Annotated in this window: 16 protein-coding genes and 1 pseudogene; 9 read left to right on the top strand and 8 right to left on the bottom strand. The window is 50.0% G+C overall.

Annotated features, from left to right (window positions below; genetic code table 11):
* The first annotated feature begins 50 nt into the window (after window positions 1–50).
* The 3 genes and pseudogenes from AC6R10_RS13025 to AC6R10_RS13015 all read left to right on the top strand — a co-directional run.
* Window positions 51–518, top strand: a complete 468-nt coding sequence (locus AC6R10_RS13025) for a DM13 domain-containing protein (protein ID WP_487902224.1) — start codon at window positions 51–53, stop codon at window positions 516–518.
* 200 nt (window positions 519–718) lie between these two features.
* Window positions 719–1,519 (top strand): mechanosensitive ion channel family protein, encoded by an 801-nt coding sequence (locus AC6R10_RS13020; RefSeq protein WP_420378201.1) that lies wholly within the window; start codon window positions 719–721, stop codon window positions 1,517–1,519.
* Window positions 1,520–1,549: 30 nt separating this feature from the next.
* Window positions 1,550–1,675, top strand: a pseudogene (locus tag AC6R10_RS13015) (GFA family protein); the annotation flags it as partial.
* An 8-nt stretch (window positions 1,676–1,683) separates the two neighbouring features.
* Here AC6R10_RS13015 and arsB read toward each other — a convergent pair.
* The gene (arsB, locus tag AC6R10_RS13010; protein WP_487902226.1) at window positions 1,684–2,730 is read right to left on the bottom strand and encodes an ACR3 family arsenite efflux transporter; all 1,047 of its coding nucleotides are present in this window, start codon (window positions 2,728–2,730) and stop codon (window positions 1,684–1,686) included.
* Window positions 2,731–2,790: 60 nt separating this feature from the next.
* Complete coding sequence (locus tag AC6R10_RS13005) at window positions 2,791–3,150, bottom strand: ArsR/SmtB family transcription factor (RefSeq protein ID WP_500629137.1); 360 nt, start codon at window positions 3,148–3,150, stop codon at window positions 2,791–2,793.
* A gap of 379 nt (window positions 3,151–3,529) precedes the next feature.
* Between AC6R10_RS13005 and AC6R10_RS13000 the strand changes: the two genes are divergently transcribed.
* Window positions 3,530–5,167, top strand: a complete 1,638-nt coding sequence (locus AC6R10_RS13000) for a methyl-accepting chemotaxis protein (protein ID WP_500672492.1) — start codon at window positions 3,530–3,532, stop codon at window positions 5,165–5,167.
* A 115-nt stretch (window positions 5,168–5,282) separates the two neighbouring features.
* On the top strand, window positions 5,283–5,801 hold the full coding sequence (locus tag AC6R10_RS12995) for an NUDIX hydrolase (protein ID WP_334552102.1): 519 nt from the start codon (window positions 5,283–5,285) through the stop codon (window positions 5,799–5,801).
* 52 nt (window positions 5,802–5,853) lie between these two features.
* Here the strand turns inward: AC6R10_RS12995 and AC6R10_RS12990 are convergent, their stop codons facing one another.
* Window positions 5,854–6,282, bottom strand: coding sequence for a pectinesterase family protein (locus AC6R10_RS12990; RefSeq protein ID WP_500672491.1), 429 nt, complete (start codon window positions 6,280–6,282; stop codon window positions 5,854–5,856).
* A 266-nt stretch (window positions 6,283–6,548) separates the two neighbouring features.
* On the opposite strand from AC6R10_RS12990, the gene AC6R10_RS12985 reads away from it, so the two are divergent.
* The 3 genes from AC6R10_RS12985 (at window position 6,549) to AC6R10_RS12975 (ending at window position 11,256) form a co-directional block, all read left to right on the top strand.
* Window positions 6,549–7,259, top strand: a complete 711-nt coding sequence (locus AC6R10_RS12985) for an oligogalacturonate-specific porin KdgM family protein (RefSeq protein ID WP_487902231.1) — start codon at window positions 6,549–6,551, stop codon at window positions 7,257–7,259.
* A gap of 72 nt (window positions 7,260–7,331) precedes the next feature.
* Window positions 7,332–9,554, top strand: coding sequence for a right-handed parallel beta-helix repeat-containing protein (locus AC6R10_RS12980; RefSeq protein ID WP_500672490.1), 2,223 nt, complete (start codon window positions 7,332–7,334; stop codon window positions 9,552–9,554).
* A 61-nt stretch (window positions 9,555–9,615) separates the two neighbouring features.
* Complete coding sequence (locus AC6R10_RS12975) at window positions 9,616–11,256, top strand: pectate lyase family protein (RefSeq protein ID WP_500672489.1); 1,641 nt, start codon at window positions 9,616–9,618, stop codon at window positions 11,254–11,256.
* 84 nt (window positions 11,257–11,340) lie between these two features.
* On the opposite strand, the gene AC6R10_RS12970 is transcribed toward AC6R10_RS12975, so the two are convergent.
* The 3 genes from AC6R10_RS12970 to lldD form a co-directional block, all read right to left on the bottom strand.
* Window positions 11,341–12,087 (bottom strand): dienelactone hydrolase family protein, encoded by a 747-nt coding sequence (locus AC6R10_RS12970; protein ID WP_500672488.1) that lies wholly within the window; start codon window positions 12,085–12,087, stop codon window positions 11,341–11,343.
* Window positions 12,088–12,206: 119 nt separating this feature from the next.
* A complete protein-coding gene (locus AC6R10_RS12965) occupies window positions 12,207–15,041 on the bottom strand; it encodes an FAD-binding and (Fe-S)-binding domain-containing protein (RefSeq protein ID WP_500672487.1) in 2,835 nt (944 codons plus the stop codon).
* 94 nt (window positions 15,042–15,135) lie between these two features.
* Window positions 15,136–16,272: an FMN-dependent L-lactate dehydrogenase LldD gene (gene lldD, locus AC6R10_RS12960; protein WP_500656895.1), complete on the bottom strand. Its 1,137-nt coding sequence runs from the start codon at window positions 16,270–16,272 to the stop codon at window positions 15,136–15,138.
* 122 nt (window positions 16,273–16,394) lie between these two features.
* On the opposite strand from lldD, the gene AC6R10_RS12955 reads away from it, so the two are divergent.
* On the top strand, window positions 16,395–17,294 hold the full coding sequence (locus tag AC6R10_RS12955; RefSeq protein ID WP_500672486.1) for a LysR family transcriptional regulator: 900 nt from the start codon (window positions 16,395–16,397) through the stop codon (window positions 17,292–17,294).
* A gap of 9 nt (window positions 17,295–17,303) precedes the next feature.
* Here the strand turns inward: AC6R10_RS12955 and AC6R10_RS12950 are convergent, their stop codons facing one another.
* Both AC6R10_RS12950 and AC6R10_RS12945 read right to left on the bottom strand, forming a co-directional pair.
* The gene (locus tag AC6R10_RS12950; RefSeq protein WP_500672485.1) at window positions 17,304–18,095 is read right to left on the bottom strand and encodes a hypothetical protein; all 792 of its coding nucleotides are present in this window, start codon (window positions 18,093–18,095) and stop codon (window positions 17,304–17,306) included.
* Between the two features lie 33 nt (window positions 18,096–18,128).
* Complete coding sequence (locus AC6R10_RS12945) at window positions 18,129–18,953, bottom strand: MipA/OmpV family protein (RefSeq protein ID WP_500632887.1); 825 nt, start codon at window positions 18,951–18,953, stop codon at window positions 18,129–18,131.
* Between the last annotated feature and the right edge of the window lie 139 nt (window positions 18,954–19,092).

Raw genomic sequence — 19,092 nt, 5'->3', positions numbered from 1 at the left:
GCGAATACCATTACGCTTATTTGGATGATGACAAGGAGATGAGGTGTTGGATGAGAGTATTGTTGGGGCTACTCAGCCATCTCTTGGTGTTTGCTGCGGGGATTGGACTGGGTATCTACGCATTGCCGATTATTACCCAGCCTCCGTCTCCAGATATCAGTCAGATTAAAGCCTTGTCTCATACCGCGCTCTACAGCGCCACATTTGATAGAGCACGCCAAGACAGTGATTTTCTTCATTGGGGAGAGGGCTCTGTGTCGATTACGCCAGATGCTATTGGGTTTATAGGTCAGCTTGCACCGGGCCCAGATTATAAACTCTATCTTTCGCCTCAATATGTGGAAAGCGAAGCGTCGTTTTTGGACCTTCAGGCAGAAATGGTGCTGATTGGGGATGTGAACACCTTCGAGCGTTTTTATCTCACTATTCCTGCTGGCGTCCATGTGGAAGAGTACAACACGGTGATCGTCTGGTGTGAAACCTTCAAAGAATTTATTACTTCTGCCCGTTACAAATAAAGCGTGTTTGACGTTCAAAACACGAGACCCTTGGTCAAAGTCACTTATTTATTCCCTTCATCCATTGTTTGTATGGTTAGGTATTCAGTACACTAAGGACAAATAATATTTGCAGTGCTCGGCGATGGGCACTGTGCAACATAACGAGGTTTGGTGTGGACAAAATTCACCTAGTGATTGACTTCCTGTTGACTCACAAAATGGTTTTTACAGCGCTGATTATTTTGCTGATTGCTTTGGTCCGTCGCGTGGTATTGGCTAAGATTCGTGGTGACGTGGCTTTTGTCAGTGAAGAGCAACGCAGTTGGATGTATCGCACAAAAAACGCCGCTTTTGCGGTCACTGTGGTGTTGCTGTTCACATTGTGGAAACCGGAAATCAGTGAATTCGCACTCTCAGTGACGGCGATTGCGGTGGCCATTGTGGTTGCCTCAAAAGAGATTATCCTCTGTTTCACTGGCTCCATTCAGCGTGCGAGCTCGCGTTCGTTTCGCATGGGCGATTGGATCGAAGTGGGCAAAAGTACTGGTGAAGTCATCGAACACAATTTGATGGCCACCGTGATTCAGGAGATTGATATCTATCACGGTGAGTACAACTACACAGGCAAGACCATCACCTTACCAAACAGCTTATTTTTTACCTATCCGGTCAAAAACTTGAACTTCATGAAGCGGTACGTGTTCCACCATTTCTCAATCATCGTGCCGGATTTTGTCAATCTGTACCCGATGCTTAAAGATGTCGAAGATAAAATTAATGAACGCATTCATTACTTTAGTGAAGTCGCCAAACGATACAATGCCATTATTGAAAAGCGAGCGGGGGTCGATTTGCCCGGTTCAGAGCCTCATATCGCGGTCACCAGTGCGGCGACGGGTGAGCAAATTGTTCAGTTCACTCTCTTTTGCCCTACAGACAAAGCGTCTCATCTAGAGCAGGGGATTCGTATGGATTTTATGGCTTTGTATGAGCAGCGTTTTCCTAAAGTAGCGCCGTAGCGTTATCAAGACGTTCTCAAGGAGGAGAGCATGATCAAGCAAGTGGGTCCGACAACAATTAAAGAAACACACACGCTAAGTTGTCACTGTGGTGCGGTTAAACTGGCGCTCTCTTTACCTAATGGGATTGAGAAACCGCACCGTTGCGATTGTTCAACCCGAGATCAGTAACGCATCTTCATTTTCAACGCAATATTAACCAGCGCAATCAACACTGGCACTTCAATCAACGGGCCAATCACGCCTGCAAAGGCTTGATCTGAGTGGAGGCCGAATACCGCAATGCTGACCGCAATCGCCAGTTCAAAGTTATTCCCGGTCGCGGTAAATGCAATCGAGGCGTTTTTATCATACTCAATTCCGAGCTTTTTCCCGATCCAAAAGCTGGTAAAAAACATCAATACGAAATAGAGCGTGAGCGGAATCGCAACACGTATGACATCCATAGGTAATTGCAAAATCATATCGCCTTTGAGGCTAAACATGAGAACAATGGTCGCAAGCAGTGCAATCAGGGTGATGGGTGAAATACGTGGTACAAACACCTCGTTGTACCAAGTTTCGCCCTTAAGCTTGGTGAGCCATTGGCGGCTGAGAAAGCCAGCAAGGAAAGGGATCCCCAAATAGATCAGGACGCTTTCGGCAATATCGAGCATAGAGATATCGACCTCAAACCCTTGGTAGCCGAGCAGTGGCGGCAGAACGGTAATAAATAGCCAAGCCATAAAACTGTAGGTAACAATTTGGAAGGCGCTGTTGAGTGCCACCAATGCGGCGCCGTACTCTTTGTTGCCACCGCCAATATCGTTCCACACCAACACCATTGCAATGCAGCGCGCTAAGCCAATCAAAATGATGCCCACCATGTAACCCGGTTTGTCTGCAAGAAACAGCAGTGCGAGCACAAACATCAAAATGGGCCCAACGAGCCAGTTCATGATCAGAGAGAGTTTGATGGCTTGCTTATCGCGACGAACTTGGCCAAGCAGTCGGTAATCCACTTTGGCAAGAGGAGGATACATCATCAAAATTAAGCCAATGGCGAGGGGCACGTTGGTTGAGCCCACTGACATTGCCTGATTCCATTCAGCCATGTGGGGGTACAGTGCGCCGATCGCAACACCGAGTGCCATTGCGGCGAATATCCACACAGTGAGATAGCGATCGAGAAAGCTCATGTTTTGAGCTGCGTTAGCGTGATTAGCATTCATGGTTGGGTCTCTATATTCGTTTATCGTCGAAATTCGATTAATAGCTTAAGACAAATGACGTCAATCATTTGGGCTGAACAAGTGGTGAAACAAATCGCCAAATTGTGCCAGTGCCACAGTATTGACGCGGTAGCAGACTTTGGGTGGTTTGGGCTCGCTAAGGATAAATTCTGCCTGTTTCAAGATTCTCAAGTGTTCGGAGACGGTAGATTGCGCCAGCCCCAGTTCGCCCACAAGGTCACTATTGAGGCACTCTCCGCGTTTGTCCATTTGTAGAAGAATGCGCAGGATACGCACGCGAGCCGGGTGAGCGAGTGCCTTGGCCAATAACGCTATTTTTTCCTCTTCGAGAGTGTCGCGAGTGTCGCGCTCATCGCGCACTACATCCTGAAGATTGGCCGGTTGGCAGTGAGTGCTCATGTTGCGATTCCTTAATCGTGAAAAGACGATTAATGCTACGCTTCGAGAGGCTGGCATGCAACAGATAAAGCGATCGTCATCACGCCGTCTCAAAAGTAGGATGCTCCGATGTTTATGCCAGTATGGAAATTAGCCAGCATAAAATGCTAATCATTCATGGTGCGAATGCTCTAAATCAGTGGGTTTTATCTATTGAATTATTAATAGGACATGTTGCGCTCTGTATTCAATGTTTTGTGATATCGAGCCCTAAAAAGAGTGCTAAATTTACAAAATAATAACAACAGCGACGAATTCAACATCATACCCAGTGTGTGATGTTGGAAGCAGTTCAAAGCAATAACGATAAAATCGATTCAGAATGGCTAGGAAAACAGGTATGAAACCACTAAAAATCAAGGACGTGTCCATTGCGATCAGAGCATGGTCAATCCTAGCGCTATTCGCGCTGGGGCTTATTGTTAACACTCTACTTAACATCGACAAATCCCGAGAGCACATGCGTTACAACTACGAGCATGGGGTTGAAACCTTAGTGCAAAGCGCGATGGGTGTCGCCAATCGCTACTACGAATTAGTCCAAAGTGGCGAGCTGACGTTGGAAGAGGGCCAAAAGAACGCCCTTCAATCGATCTCTGCAATGCGTTTTGACGAGGGGAACTACATCTTCGTGGGAGACAAACACGGTGTCCAATTAGCAACGGGCGTCGCTTCTTTGCTAGGCAAAAACATCATGGAGTTCAAAGACAGCTCTGGACATTTCTTTGTTAAAGACTTGTACAAGATGGCGCAAAGTGGTGGCGGCTTCGTCAACTACACTTGGAAGAATCCAGATAAAAATACCATCGATCCGAAAACCAGTTATGTGATGCAGTTTGAACCCTGGGGTTGGATGATAGGGTCTGGGATGAACATGGTGGCGCTTGAAAATGCAACCAGAATGTCGGAAATCGCCTCATTGAGCTACGCGCTGGGGATTTTGGTGGTCTTATCCTTGATTGTCGGTTACTTCATAAAAACCATCACTAGCCCAATTAAACGCACGGTGAGAGCGATGCGTGAGTTGTCAAAAGGTGAAGGCGATCTGACTCAGCGCTTGCCGGAAGAGGGCAGTGCAGAACTGATATTACTTGCGCGTTATTTCAACCAGTTTATTGCCTCACTACAGACCATCATGCAGAGCATCAGCGATGCCGGGGCTCAAGTCTCAGCATCCGCTTCGCAACTGACACACTCGGTGCATCATATTGATGATAGTTTGAACCAGCAGCAAAACGACGTCGATATGTTGGCGACGGCGATGACTCAAATGCTAGCGACGGTGGAAGAAGTGGCCAGTCGCACCGTTGAGGCCAATGATGCCAGTGGATTAGCGGCGAAAGAAGCTTCGAACAGCCACGCGATTATTAGTCAAAATGTCGCGGTCGCCAATGAACTTGCACAGCAAATCGAAGCAGCAACAGAGGTGGTGCAGCAACTAGCGAGCGATGCGAATAACGTTGACACGGTTCTGGAAGTCATTCGAGGCGTTGCTGAGCAGACCAACTTATTGGCGCTCAATGCTGCCATTGAAGCGGCGCGCGCCGGTGAACAGGGTCGAGGCTTTGCTGTGGTCGCCGATGAAGTAAGAACGCTATCTGTGCGAACGCAGGAGTCGACATTAGAGATCCAGAGCATTGTTGAAAAACTGCAAGCCGGTGCGAAAAATGTGGTGGAGGTGATGAACCAAGGCGCTGAAAAAGCGGGCAGTGCGTCTTCGTTATCGAGCCAAGCGGGAGATGCGCTGAATCTCATCAACAAAGAGGTACACACGATTGAGGAGATGAACCAGCACATCGCAACGGCTGCGGAGCAACAAACGGTCACGGTCGGAGACATCAACCGCAATGTTGTCAGCCTGCGTGATATGGCGTCAGAAGTGTCGGTAGAGTCAAAACAAATGGCGTCATCAGGTCAAGAATTGAACCGTGTCTCCAATGATCTACTGGCCATGATTCAGCGCTTCAAGCTGGCATAAACGTCTCTCAACACACAAGGCACGTCTTTCGACAACTGAGGTAAATCGCCAGCTCTGATGATAGAATCACGACCCATTATTTAGAGCAACATCCATCAGAGCCGTGCGATTCATTATGAGACACCTTAGAACCACTCTTCACCCCGATATTGATCACCTAGACGACAAAATTGTGTTTAAGCGTAATGCTGCACGCGCCATTGTCATCAGTGGAGAGGATATCCTCTTACTCTATACCGCGCGTTACCACGATTACACCATCCCTGGTGGCGGCCTCGATCCCGATGAAGATGTCATCGCAGGTATGGTGCGCGAACTGCAAGAAGAAACCGGCGCGCAAAACATTCACGCCATCAAGCCATTCGGCCTATATGAAGAGTTTCGTCCTTGGTACAAAGATGACGCCGATGTGATGCACATGATCTCCTACTGCTACACCTGCAAGGTGGACAGAGAGCTCGGTGATACGGCCTACGAAGATTACGAAATAAAAAACGGGATGAAACCTGTGTGGATGAATATCCACGATGCCATCGCTCACAACGAGAAAACCATGGCGCAAAGTGACAAAAAGGGCATGAGCATCGAGCGCGAAACCTTCTTGCTGCAACTGATCGCCAAAGAGATGCTGTGAGCGAACATGGGTTTCGTACAGCCCCATGCTCGTTTGACATGATGGCACTATCTTAGTATCGAGCAATGATGTCGCTGCGCTCCATTAATACGGTGACATGACCAAAGATGAAATCGACGGTGCTACTGATTTGTGACTCGTCAAAATAGGCGCGTCCTGCACGAGAATATAATGTGTCTTGATAGCTGATCACGGAAACATCTCGAAATTGAGCCCGATCCCCTTGATGGGAAATAAGCAACGCCACCGCTTGAGTCCCATTCTGGCGGCTCGGATCGTCTTTTGCTTTCTTTTGGTTTTGTGGGAAATCAAAGCCATTTTCTATCGTGAGGCTTCGAGCTTGAAAGTCAGCAGAATCGACACTGACCGTACGACTGCCAAAGGTGCCAAACTTCTTCCCGTTCTCATCCATCATACTGTTTGCTGTGACAATTCGCAGAGCTGACGTCGCTCCGATTCCAAGAATTACCAATCTATTCACGCTTTAAATCCTTTTGTTTATGTCATTGAAATAAAATAGAAACGGTGTTTTATTGTGATCTAATCCAGGTTCTTTGATTTGCCTTTACTAAATATTTTTAGATTAATTTATAGGAAGTTAGTAAATATTATTTAAATCACATTTAATCACGTAATTTATTAAAACATCGTTTCACTGATCACGTTTTGGTCAAATGCCACTTTCAAATAAGGGTCTTTAAGGCGTAAGTTAAATTGAACTTAACGAGAACAAAACGGTGTTTCGAAATGAAAAATAAAATTATAACTTCTGCTATCCTACTCGCACTAACCAGTACAGCGGCGCATGCGGTCTCTATCAATATGCGTCACGAATGGACGCCTAAATTTGAGGGCAAAGACCAAGTCCATAAAGATCGTATCGCGGTTTCCCATCGCCATGCGAATGGTGTCGGTTGGGAAGTGGAAACTAAGTGGCAAAGTGGTGACGGCTTCTTTGACTTCGACCAGTTTGTTGATGCGGGTAACCAAGCCAACATCAGCTACCGCTGGAAGCTTGATGACCAATTTACTCTAACCCCTCAGTACAAATGGGAAACGGGCAGTAATAAACATGCCCACCAGTTTAACCTAACGTTGGGTTACAAAATTAACGACGATTGGTCGACATCTTTCCGTCATCGTTACCACTATGAGATCAAAAATGGTGGCGACGATAACTCACACTACAACCGTTGGACAGTGGGCCTAGGTTACAAAGGCATCGACAACTGGTCGCTGAGTGCATCGTCAGACTACACCTGGAAACAAGAGGGTGAAGATGTGTGGAAAGGTGACAGTGACGGATTTACTGAATTCAACTTCAAAGCAGAGTACAAAATGGGTGGCGGATGGTATCCGTTTGCTGAATTTGGTGTGACACCAGATAAGAAAGAGAACAGCTCTGAGAAAGATGCTTGGAAACCTCGTTACCGTATCGGCATGAAATACAGCTTCTAATCACCATCTTGACGATACCTAAAACCCTGTTGGTACTCCGGTGCCAATAGGGTTTCAATGAGGATACCCATTATGCAAAAAACGCCCATTGCTCTGTGTATCGCGGCGGCGATGTCTATCACTGGATGTGCGACCGATACGCAACAATCACAATCTCTCTCTCCTGATACGCTCACTTGGCAGGCCATTACGTTTGGTCAATCCACCGATTTAAACTTTGGTTCAACCATATTGCCGGAAAAAGTCGGCACCAATGAAGTGCTCGTTAATGGCAAACCGGCCACCGAGGGTGCTTTGGCGGACACCTTTACCATTGAAAGCCGTGGCGGCAAGCTCGCTAACTCTCATGAAGGTGTGACGTTTTACTACACCAAAATCCCAACCGATGTGAATTTCACCCTGTCTGCGACCATCACCTTGGATCAGCTTGGCCCTGAAACCGGTTCAAAACCCAACCGCCAAGAAGGGGCGGGGATCATGGTGCGTGATATCATCGGTGAACCAAGATTGAATCCTCAACCTGAAGGTCTGGAAGAGTTTCCTTCGGCATCGAACATGGTGATGCATGCGCTGCGTGCAAACAAGAAAGCGACCAATGGTTTGGTGAACATCAACGCCAATTACCGTGAAGGTATCTACCAACCTTGGGGTACGGGCGGCAACCGCATGAGCCGTGATGAGTTCATTAAAGGCGTGCCATTTGGCTCAGATAAGCCCTACAAAATGTCGTTAACACGTACCGACAGCGGCTACCTTGTCACCTATGATGATGGCACAGTGCAGCAGAGCGAAGAGATCAAAGGTGCGAATGCCAATATTGTTCAAGTGCAAGATCCGAATTACCAATACATCGGTTTCTTTGCCTCTCGAAATGCGAAAATCACCGTCAGCGATGTGGATCTCACGCTAACCCCAGCCAACACAGTGGATGCGCCGCTTTACAAAGCCACATTGGAAGACGTGGTGCTGCAACAAGTGTCGCCTGATCGCAGTGCGATTGATAACTATACCTTGCAGTCGCGTGCCAACTATTCGGGTACGTTCAGCGTGAGCCAAAACGGTCAGACTTTGGTCGATAACGTGGCGGTCAGTGCCGGTGAGTTTTTCAACTACGACGCCACGCTCAAGCACAACCAAGCGCAATTTACTGTGACTTACACCCCTGTCGAAGGGCCGGATCTAAGCGCGAAAAGCTACGTTCAATCGGTTGAAAAAGTCACGTTGAGCGATCCAATGAACCTGACCGTTAGCCCTAACAGCCAGCTTGATCTTGCAGCCGCAGTAGAGCTAGTGGCACCGGGTGGCACCATCACATTAGAGCCGGGTGTCTACCCAGGTTTGACGCTGCCAGTGTCTGTGAGTGGTACCCTAGATAAACCCAAGCATCTGATCGCAAAAGATGGCGTGACCTTTAGCGGCGATATTTTGCATGACGCCAGCTACTGGAATGTGAAGAATATCGAGGTGGCAGGTGCGCGCTATATCGTACATGGCAGCCATAACCACTTTGATCGCATTGTGACGCACAGTGCACCTGATACAGGTTTCCAAATCACCTCACAGGCGAAGATTGGCCGTGCACTGTGGGCAAGCTATAACGTGGTGGAAAACAGCGAAAGCTACAACAACATGGATGAGTCACAAATCAATGCGGATGGTTTTGCTGCCAAAATGCGCATCGGTGATGGTAACACCTTTATCCGTTGTGTTGCCCATCACAACATCGATGATGGTTGGGATTTGTTCAACAAGGTTGAAGATGGTGCCAATGGCGTCGTGACTATTCTAGATTCTGTCGCGTACCAAAATGGACAAACGCTTGAAGTAGCAGGTAAAGGCGGTTCACGTGGTAATGGCTTTAAGCTCGGCGGTGAAGGTTTACCTGTGGCGCATATTGTGCGCAACAACTTAGCCTTCCACAACCACATGGATGGCTTTACCGATAACTTCAACCCGGGTGCATTGCAATTGGAAAATAACGTGTCTATCGACAACAAACGTTTCAATTTCCTCGTACGTAAGAGTCCATACACCGAGACGGTGAAGCAAGGTACCTTTACGGGTAACCAGTCATACCGCTTCTTTGTCGACAGTGACTACAGCGATGTGGTGAACGCGGATGTGAAGCAGAACAACTACCTGCTTGCGGATGGCATTACCGTCAATGACCAAGGTCAGGCGATAGAGTCGCAGCGTTTGGTGGAGCTGAAAAAAGCATCGAAAATTTCCGCTACCGAACCGGTTCCCGGTCAATCGGAAGCGATGCGCTTAAAAGCGTTGTTATCACAACCCTAACCTCCGAAAGGCTTAGCAATCGCTAAGCCTTTTTTTATCGCTTTTTATGGAGTACAACACGATGAAAATCGCCTCACTTTTCATTCTTCCCTGTACCATGTTGGCGCTACCCACATGGGCAGCGTGTTCACCTGACACCGATTCGACGCCAAGCTCTCTTGGCGCAACAGGCTGGGCGACCGGTGTGACGGGAGGATGCGGCGCGACACAAATCACCACAGTCACCAACCGTCAAGAGCTGATGGATGCACTCTACGAGGGTCAACCAAGCATCGCCGCAGATGGTGCGTGGGTTGAGCCATCTCATCAGGCAAAAATCATTTACGTCAAAGGTTCCATTGATTTGAACAGTGATGCGACAGGTCAACCCATCGCACCTGAGCAGTATATGGCACGTTGTGACTCGCCCTACGATAGCTACGACGATTTCTATGCCGCTTATTATCAGGCCTATCGTCCGCAAGAGTGGAACAAACAATCGCTCGTAAACGGTCGTCCGCCGGAGTTAACGGGGGAACTGGAAACTCTGCGTCAATGCTTTAGTCGCCAGCAAAACAACCATATCGTGCTGCGTGTCGGCTCGAATACATCACTGATTGGCGTTGGCACCGACGCGGAAATTAAGCATGGTCAGTTGCGATTAGGTCAACTGCGCTATGACAGAGAAAAGAATCAAGCCAAACCGTACAACTATCACGCGCAAAATATCGTGATCCGAAACCTTCGCTTTACCGATGCGTTTGATGATTTCCCAGGGTGGGGACCAAGAGATTCGTTTAAAGTCGACAAAAAAGAATTTGGTCAAGGAAATTGCAGTGAGACGTTTGTTGATGACAAGGTCAATCCAACCGGGTGCGCGCTGCGCGGAGGACGTTGGAACTCTGAGTACGACAACATCACAGTAGAAAACGCGTCTATGGTGTGGATTGATCACAACAGTTTTAGCAATGGTGAACGGACTGACGATCGCTTCCCACCCGTGTGGGACGCTCCATACAACGAAAAGACGCAAAAAGTGCAACACCACGACGCCTTGATCGATATTGTTGGCGCGTCAACCAAAGTGACGGTCTCGAACAACCATTTCAAGCATCACGATAAGGTTGGCTTGATTGGTGGTTCTGACAGTGCCAATGCACAAACCGGCTATGGCCCAGACGTGTTGGATGTCACTTTTCATGACAACCATTTCGAGACCACAGGGCAACGTATGCCGCGCGTGCGCTTTGGTCGCGTTCATGTGTACAACAACCTGTATGAACTTGATTACCGCACCTCTCCTTATCCTAAATATCGGATGGGCGATGCCATGATGGTGGGCACGGCAGGTAAACTCTATGTGGAAGAGAATGCGTTTGTGATCCCCGGTAAAGAAAAAGACATCGTCAACAAGTTGATTGGTTACAGCTCTAGCCAAAGCAACAAGAAGAAGTGTCTTAATGCAGGTTGGAGTGAAGCAAAGTGCGGCTCTTATTACTTCGCGCACAACAATTGGTTGAATGGTCGGCCTGTTGAATTGAATGAGGTTGCTCACGCTAAGGCGAGGAAGAGTAAAAGCAATGCGCCTTTGATCTCGCTAGATCCGGCTCAAGAGGCGCGTTTCTGGCACCCAAGCCAACACTACGCCTATGATGTCAAAGCACCCGAAGAGTTGCTTAACATATTGAAAGATAAGGTTGGTGCGGGCAAGCTGAGTCAATAACTCAAACGGTATTGTCGCTAAACAAAAAAGCAGCCATCTGGAAGGAGGCTGCTTTTCTTCATTGCGTTTTTGACAGCGCGTCTATTACTGTGTCACTGAGGCCAAAAAATCACCAAAGCGTTGCCACGATTTTTCGTCGGCGTCTTTTCGATAGCGGTCGCTGTCAAACACGGTGAATGCGTGGGGCGCGCCGCTGTAGGTGATCATTTCATGGGGCACTTGGGTCGCTTCTAACTCGGTAGCGAGCGCGGCAAATTGATCCATGGTAATGGCCGTGTCCGCGGTACCATGCAGCACTAGGATAGGCGCTTTAGTTTGTTGATAGGATTGTCCTTCAGGCGTCGATAGGCCGCCGTGAAACGTAGCAAACCCCTTTGCTTGCATGCCTGCACGCGCCGATTCAAGCACTGCGGCTCCGCCAAAACAGTAACCCATGACCACCGCGTTGCTGACATCGCCCCCTAAGCTGGCGGCAAAGTCCAAACTGCCTTGCATCAAAGCGCGCAATTTGTCTCTGTCTTTATAGAGCTCGCCAGTGTGTTGGCGGCGATCTTCAATTTTCTCAGGCCGAATCCCTTTGCCGAACAAATCCGCAGCGAAGACGTTGTAGCCTTGCTCTGTCAACATCTGTGCCCGTTTCATTTCATAATCGGTCAATCCATCCCAGTCGTGCACCAGTAAGACCAACGGGGCATCGTCACCCGCTTTGGACCAGTAGCCCTCGTATTCACTACCATTTACATTGTAAATTTTACTTTCGCCTGCCAACGCATTGACGCTCATCAGCGCGCTACTGAGTAGCGTTAACCCTAACCCGATTCTCTTTTTCATTGTTCACCTCCGTTGTTTCAACAAGCTTAGTACGTATTGAGTCAAAATACGTTATCGCTTGTCTTACGTAAGCGGCGCACAAAGAGCGCAAATTGAAGCCATGTTTTTATAGGGGAGGATTAGGACGGCGTCGACACCTCATCCACCAAGTACAGAATCGATTGATACGGGATGCCACTGTGATGGGACAATCCGATTTCACAGGTGCGACTGTTACTAAATCCGCGGCGACACCCTTCGGGAACTTGCGCTTTGAGCGATTCGAGCGCTGCTTGGTTGAGCTCCGGTGTGGTGAATCCTTTGTCGCCCGCCCAGCCGCAACAGGCGATGTGCTCAGGTAGCACGACGTCGGTGGCACAGGCCTTGGCGAGCGCCAGCATGTCGGCTTCCAATCCCATGCGTCTCGCGCTACAGGTGACATGCAACATCACGGTTTCTTGTTTGGGCGTCAACGTTAAGTGTGGCAGCAAGTAACGATGAACGAAGCCCGTCGGCTCGACGATGGTCAGCGGCTGGGTAAAGTGCTCAATGCTGCGCTTCGCGCACGGGCTGGTGTCCATCAAAATAGGGTACTCCCCTTGGTAACTGGCGGCGTAGAGCGTTTTTTCCAGTTGTATGGATTTTTGCTTGGCGAGATCCGTCATTCCTTTGCTGTCATAGGGCATACCACAGCAGAGGTTGTCGAGATGGTCTGGAATGATCACTTCAAAGCCTGCTTTTTTGATCAGCGAGAGCGTGACTTGAGTCAAGCTGCGCGAGTCTGGGTTATCCGCTTGCTGGCCCATAGTTCTTGAAGCGCATGAGGGCAGATAGACTACTTTCTTATCGGATTTGACCAAGAGTTCCATCGCCTTATCGACGCGGTGGCGGTTTGGGGTGGGAATTTCTGCTAACCATTGTGGCGTTTTGCCTTTGGTGATTCGGCGAATTTGGCTCATGACCGCCGCCATATTGTTAGGGCGTAGCAGGGCAGAGGCGATACGGTTTGCTCCTAGCGCGGCGCGGGTTAACGTGGTCGTAGTGGCGAAGTGATCCGCTGTCCAACGTGCAATTGGCGTGAAGGATTGATACTTAGCACTGCGCAGTTGCTTGACCAGATCACCCGTGTTGATGCCCACCGGGCAGCGATCGGCGCACAATCCGGTGGCGGCGCACGTATCCAAACCTTGATGTTCAAACACCTGCTCTAGTTCATGCGCGCTAGGGTGTTGATGGCGTTTGCGGTGCTGGATCTCACGGTACAACACAATCCGCTGGCGAGGTGAAAGCGTCAAGGTGCGCGATGGGCAGACCGGCTCACAGAAGCCGCATTCAATGCAACGATCGACAATCGGATCCGCCGCGGGCATCGGCTTCAAATCTTCAAGGTGCGCGTTGGGGTTTTCGTTGATGATGACACCCGGGTTGAGCAGTCCTTCGGGATCAAACAAGCGCTTAATTTGCTGCATTAATTGATAGCCGTCCTGGCCCCATTCGAGCTCGACATAAGGGGCCATATTGCGCCCAGTGCCATGCTCTGCTTTAAGTGAACCTTGGTATTTCACCGCGACTAACTCGGCAACGTCATCCATGAATGCGCCATAGCGGACGATCTCTTCTTGGCTATCAAACCCTTGGGTAAAAACAAAATGGAGGTTGCCTTCCAGCGCATGGCCGAAAATGATCGCCTCATCGTAGTGGTAGCGATCGAACAGTTGCTGCAAATCGCGCACACCGTGAGCCAAATGCTCAACGGGAAAAGCGACATCCTCGATGATAACGGTGGTGCCGACTTCACGAACGGCGCCGACTGCAGGAAACATGCCTTTTCGAATGCCCCACAGCGTGGCGACGGTGTTCGCATCGCGGGTAAAATCGACCGATTCGATAATCGCGTAATCGGTCAGAGCCGCCATCACACGCGCACATTGCGCCTCGAGCTGATCAGCACTTTCCGCGTGGGTTTCAACCAACAGCGCGGCGGCATCCGTGGTCAGTGTCGACATAAAGTCGGGCATACCCGGTTTATCGGCGACGGATTTCAGCGCGCGGCCATCCATCAGTTCGACGGCGGCAACGGGCGATTGGGAGAGAGTCGTGACGGCGCGACTGGCGGTCTCGATATCAGCAAACACCAGTAACGACGAGGATTTGAACGGGTGATCGGCCACGGTGTGGTAAGTGATGTCTGCGATAAAGCCTAAGGTGCCTTCAGAGCCAATCATCAGATGTTCGAGCACTTCAATCGGGTCATCAAAATCGACCAGTGCGTTGAGGGCGTAGCCCGTGGTGTTTTTTAGGCGATATTTGTGGCGAATGCGTTCTGTGAGTGTGGGGTTAGCGCGCGTTTTTGCCACCAGTTGGGTTAGGCCGTCAATGATGTCAGGGCGCTGACGTTTAAATGCCTCGACACTGGCTGGGTCGGCGCTATTAAGCACAGTCCCATCGCTTAAAACCAAAGTCAGGCTATCGATGGTGCGATAGGAGTTTTGCGCCGTACCGCAACACATGCCACTGGCGTTATTCGCTGCGATGCCGCCAATTTTACAGGTATTGATTGAGGCGGGATCGGGGCCAATTTTACGCTGATAGGGCGCAAGGTAACGGTTGGCGTCAGCGCCAATCACACCGGGTTGCAGGCGGATTTTTTTGCCATTATCGATGATCTCATGGCCGCGCCAGTGATCGGTCAAGGTGATCAACACAGAATCCGACACCGCTTGGCCTGAAAGGCTGGTGCCTGCGGCGCGAAAGGTAAAGGGTACCGCAAACTCGCGGCAGGTGCGGATCACCCAAATCACTTCATCGAGGTTGGACAACTTGACCACTAGTTTTGGAATCAAGCGATAGAAACTGGCATCGGTGCCATACGCAAGGCGCTTGGCGTCATCGGTGATCAGTCTATCTTTATCAAGGCGCTGGCTCAGCGTCTCAATCAAGGCCGAGTAAGGATGAGAGTTCAACGTATTGGGCATATCCGCTTCCTGCTGTGTAGAGTGGGGCTATCATGGCCTAACCACTTGTTTTTATTATGTCGTTTGGTGCCTGTCTTGCTGCACGGTTTGCTGATTATATTTGGCTCAGCGCATCTAGATTGAGATCCGCAAGTGATTTTGCGCCAGTCAGCGTCATCGCGACGCGCATTTCACTTTCATACAGGCTCAGTAAGTGTTCAACCCCGGCTTGACCTTGCGCAGCCAAGGCATAAATAAATGAGCGACCGAGCAGGGTGCAATCGGCGCCAAGGGCAATCATTCTGACGACATCAAGGCCGCTGCGAATGCCCGAATCGACCATGATCTTCACCTCACCTTTGACGGCGTCGGCGATAGCGGGCAGGGCTTTGGCGCTGGAGAGGACGCCGTCGAGTTGGCGTCCGCCGTGGTTTGACACCACAATGCCATCGGCGCCAAATTTCACCGCGTCTTTGGCATCCTCAGGATCTAAAATGCCTTTAATAATCATTGGGCCTTGCCAAAACTCACGAATCCACTCGAGATCTTTCCAGCTGATGGAGGGATCGAAATTGGCTCCCAACCAGCCAATGTAATCTTCTAACTGAGTCGGTTCGCCGCGATAAGCTGAAATATTGCCCAGGTCATGCGGTTTACCGTTGAGACCCACATCCCACGCCCACTTTGGGTGACACGCCGCTTGCCAGACTCGCTTTAGCGCGGCGTAATCACCACTCATACCTGAATGGCGGTCACGGTATCGCGCACCGGGTACGGGCATATCGACAGTAAAGACCAAGGTGGTGACGCCGGCCGCTTTGGCCCGTTCAAGAGCGTGTTTCATAAAGCCGCGATCTTTGAGCACATAGAGTTGAAACCACATTGGGCGCGCCATCACAGGGGCCACTTCCTCAATTGGGCAGACAGACACGGTGGAGAGCGTAAACGGGATGCCTTTGTTGTCAGCGGCGCGCGCCGCTTGCACCTCGCCGCGCCGAGCGTACATACCGGTGAGCCCGACAGGGGCCAGAGCAATAGGCATCGAGAGGGTGTCGCCAAACAGATCGCAAGAGAGTGACAGATCTTCCATATTGCGCAGTACCCGCTGCTTAAGCGCGATGGCCTGTAAATCCTCGCAGTTGCGGCGCAGTGTATGCTCCTGATTTGCGCCGCCATCAATATAGTGAAACAGAAAGGGCGGCAAGGCACGTTGAGCGGCCGCGCGATAGTCGGTAGGGGCGGAAATGATCATGGCGATGTCCTTACGGCATTAGGTTGTGATTGAATTGTTTATTAATTGTGAATTTATCGCTTTCCTTTTTCTCGGTATAGGGAAATAATGAAAATGATTAATTCCAAAAATGACATAATACGATGCGTGCAGACGATCTTATTCTCTTCTCTCAAGTGGTGGAACTGGGCAGTTTCAGCAAGGTGGCAGAGCAAAATAACCTGACAAATTCGGTAGTTAGCAAACGAATCGCAAGATTGGAGCACGATCTCGGCGTGCAGCTTTTATATCGTACAACGCGAAAATTGACCCTGACAGAAGCGGGCAAAGCCCTGACGCAAGGTGCGAAAAGTGTGAAGCAAGCCGCGCAAGAAGCGCTCGATACGGTGTCAGGGTATGGCGAGAGTATATCGGGTCACATTCGCATGTCGGTGCCGACCATCTCGGGCGATTTGATCTTGGCTGATGCGGTGGCGGAGTTTTGCAATCTTCACCCCGGTTTAACTGTCGATATGTCACTGGATAACAAGTTTGTCGATTTGCTGGAAGGGGGTTTTGACTTAGTGATCCGCACCGGTTACCTGGAAGACTCGAGCCTGATCGCGCGTCATATTTTAGACTCGCAGTGGGTGGTGTGCGCGTCCCCTTCCTATATTGCCAAACAAGGTAAGCCGATTGAGCCTCGCGATCTGTTGCAGCACAACTGCCTGCAATACGCCTATCAAACCACGGGCGCCAGTGAGTGGGAGTTCAAGGGCAAGCAGAGCCACTACTTCGTTAAAGTCTCCGGCAGTTTTTCCACCGATAACGCCACTGCTCTACGCAAAGCGGCGCTCGGTGGCCACGGCATTGCCTATGTACCGCGCTGCTTGGTTTACCATGATTTGCGCAGCGGTCAGCTGGTTGACCTCTTCCCAGAACAAGTCGCTAAGCGGCTCGGCATTTACGCCGTCTATCCTTTTGCTCGCCAGCCACCCAGCAAGGTTAAGCTGTTGATTGAGCACATCCGCACCCGATATCTGGCGATTTCGCACTATTTTTGAATCGGCTCTCTATTCGAGCACCGATGCCTGTTTAAGCTGATGAATATCCGACTTCAAATCGCTGATGATCCCTTGGTAACTGCTCATTTGGCTGTCCGTTTGCTTTACCTCAGCATCATAAAAATGGGGGTACTCTTTTTCTAGGCTTTGGAAAGCCATAGTGGTGATCGCGAGCTGCGCCATCAAGTAGGCATCATGCGTCGTCGATTCCGCAATCAAGCTATCGAGTTCATCGCGTGTCAGGGCGAGTTCGTTTTGCAACTGCATGAAGGTGCGTTCACTTTCCGGGGTCAATGTGTGTTGATCATCGTCTAGCTGCGTTAATGTCGCGTTATGGGTGAGCAGAGTGAGTAGTTTCGCGACCGATTGAGAGAACTGTTTGGGCTCGCTAAGCATGCCGGATTGATAGGCTTGGCACAGCGCAAAGGAGGCATCTCGATAGAGCTGAATGCTTTGCGAGCGTTTGTATTGATGAGAAACCCCGGCGGAGTAAGCACGCAGCGCTTCAATCTTCAGTTCATTGGAGTCGGATTCAAAGGCGGTGTTGACCATCAGTGCGAGCGCTTGCTGATTGACAGCGCTGGTATCACCAGCGTGGATAATGCAGGTGCGATAACGTTCTTGCTCAGCCATGATCGCGTCTTCGTTTTTCCACAGTGAAGTCAAGATAGAGCTGGTGGCGCTGTTGGAGCTACATCCTGTTAATAGGACGCTGCCAAGTAGCAGCAGGGCGGTGCGAACGGAGCGAATCTCTATGATGGAGTCTAGGGTGACAGGCAATGTCGATGTCGTATATTTCATGCTATTTGTTCCTTAATTAAATATCTTCCTCAATTAAAAGAAGTAACCTAACCCGATCCCGTACGTCACTTGTACATCGTCCCCTTGTTGAGCGGTGATAGTGCTGTGTTTGGCATCGTTAGTGAGTTGCTGCAGATAGGCGCCTGCGCCCAGTGCCCAGTGGCGATTGAGGCGATGGACTACTCCTGTCCAGGCGTAGTATTGACGTAGCCCACCACTGGCTGCAAAAGGCGCAATGCCGGTCAATTGGCTCTCTTGGTCACTGACGGAAAAGTTGTGGCGCATAAACTCGCCGTTGGCCCAAGTCAGACCCGCACCAACGCCGACAAACGTTTCTTGGTTAACCGGCACCCAGACACTGTTGTAGAGGTTAATGTTGGCGCCTTCGGTGTCACCGCTAAAGGCATGGCTTGCGAGTGCGCCAGCGCGATAGCGAAACGGTAACGCGTAGTCGGTGTTCACGACGCTGTAGCCGACAAATAGCCCCAATTCGGTGCCGGACTCTATGGCGTTGAGCTGATCCACCGCCGAATTTTTGACCTCATCTCGACCCAGTTTGTAAAGCACGGCGGGACCATATTCAAAGTGTGAGTCAGTGTTGACTTTAATGCCCGCATAAGGCCCATACCACTCCATATACCTTCCGGATTCAAACGCGTAGCGGCCGCCGGGTACTGCGCCTGTCATGCTCTCTTTGGCGCCGTGATACTCCGGTGTTTTGCCAATACCAATGCCGAAAAAGTCCGGAAATCGATATGGCGTCGCCGTGACATGGCTCGAATACAGGCTGGTAATAAGCAGCAGAGAGAGACATAAGCGAGCAATGGGCGTTGGGGGCGAGCTGAGAGTCATAGTCATCAAGATGTCTTGGTTGCAAGGGGAAGAAAAGCGCCTTGGAGCGCGCGGTTGGCGCCATTTTAGTGATCTTGATTCATCACCGTACAGGCATGCTCAGTTATACATTGCATAACAAGTGGAGATGTAATGGTGCGGGATT

The sequence above is a fragment of the Vibrio sp. R12-SG2-ISO1 genome (assembly GCF_059834045.1).
The sequence above is the reverse complement of the archived record's forward strand: the minus strand, read 5'-3'. Positions and strand labels throughout refer to the sequence as shown.

What these genes read in the sequence shown, in the direction of transcription:
- AC6R10_RS12995 (WP_334552102.1), top strand. Translation starts at nt 5,283, where the DNA reads ATGAGACACCTTAGAACCACTCTTCACCCCGATATTGATCACCTAGAC.
- AC6R10_RS12955 (WP_500672486.1), top strand. Translation starts at nt 16,395, where the DNA reads ATGCGTGCAGACGATCTTATTCTCTTCTCTCAAGTGGTGGAACTGGGC.
- AC6R10_RS13000 (WP_500672492.1), top strand. Translation starts at nt 3,530, where the DNA reads ATGAAACCACTAAAAATCAAGGACGTGTCCATTGCGATCAGAGCATGG.
- AC6R10_RS12975 (WP_500672489.1), top strand. Translation starts at nt 9,616, where the DNA reads ATGAAAATCGCCTCACTTTTCATTCTTCCCTGTACCATGTTGGCGCTA.
- lldD (WP_500656895.1), bottom strand. Translation starts at nt 16,272, where the DNA reads ATGATCATTTCCGCCCCTACCGACTATCGCGCGGCCGCTCAACGTGCC.
- AC6R10_RS12980 (WP_500672490.1), top strand. Translation starts at nt 7,332, where the DNA reads ATGCAAAAAACGCCCATTGCTCTGTGTATCGCGGCGGCGATGTCTATC.
- AC6R10_RS12985 (WP_487902231.1), top strand. Translation starts at nt 6,549, where the DNA reads ATGAAAAATAAAATTATAACTTCTGCTATCCTACTCGCACTAACCAGT.
- AC6R10_RS12970 (WP_500672488.1), bottom strand. Translation starts at nt 12,087, where the DNA reads ATGAAAAAGAGAATCGGGTTAGGGTTAACGCTACTCAGTAGCGCGCTG.
- AC6R10_RS13025 (WP_487902224.1), top strand. Translation starts at nt 51, where the DNA reads ATGAGAGTATTGTTGGGGCTACTCAGCCATCTCTTGGTGTTTGCTGCG.
- AC6R10_RS13005 (WP_500629137.1), bottom strand. Translation starts at nt 3,150, where the DNA reads ATGAGCACTCACTGCCAACCGGCCAATCTTCAGGATGTAGTGCGCGAT.
- arsB (WP_487902226.1), bottom strand. Translation starts at nt 2,730, where the DNA reads ATGAATGCTAATCACGCTAACGCAGCTCAAAACATGAGCTTTCTCGAT.
- AC6R10_RS12965 (WP_500672487.1), bottom strand. Translation starts at nt 15,041, where the DNA reads ATGCCCAATACGTTGAACTCTCATCCTTACTCGGCCTTGATTGAGACG.
- AC6R10_RS12950 (WP_500672485.1), bottom strand. Translation starts at nt 18,095, where the DNA reads ATGAAATATACGACATCGACATTGCCTGTCACCCTAGACTCCATCATA.
- AC6R10_RS13020 (WP_420378201.1), top strand. Translation starts at nt 719, where the DNA reads ATGGTTTTTACAGCGCTGATTATTTTGCTGATTGCTTTGGTCCGTCGC.
- AC6R10_RS12945 (WP_500632887.1), bottom strand. Translation starts at nt 18,953, where the DNA reads ATGACTATGACTCTCAGCTCGCCCCCAACGCCCATTGCTCGCTTATGT.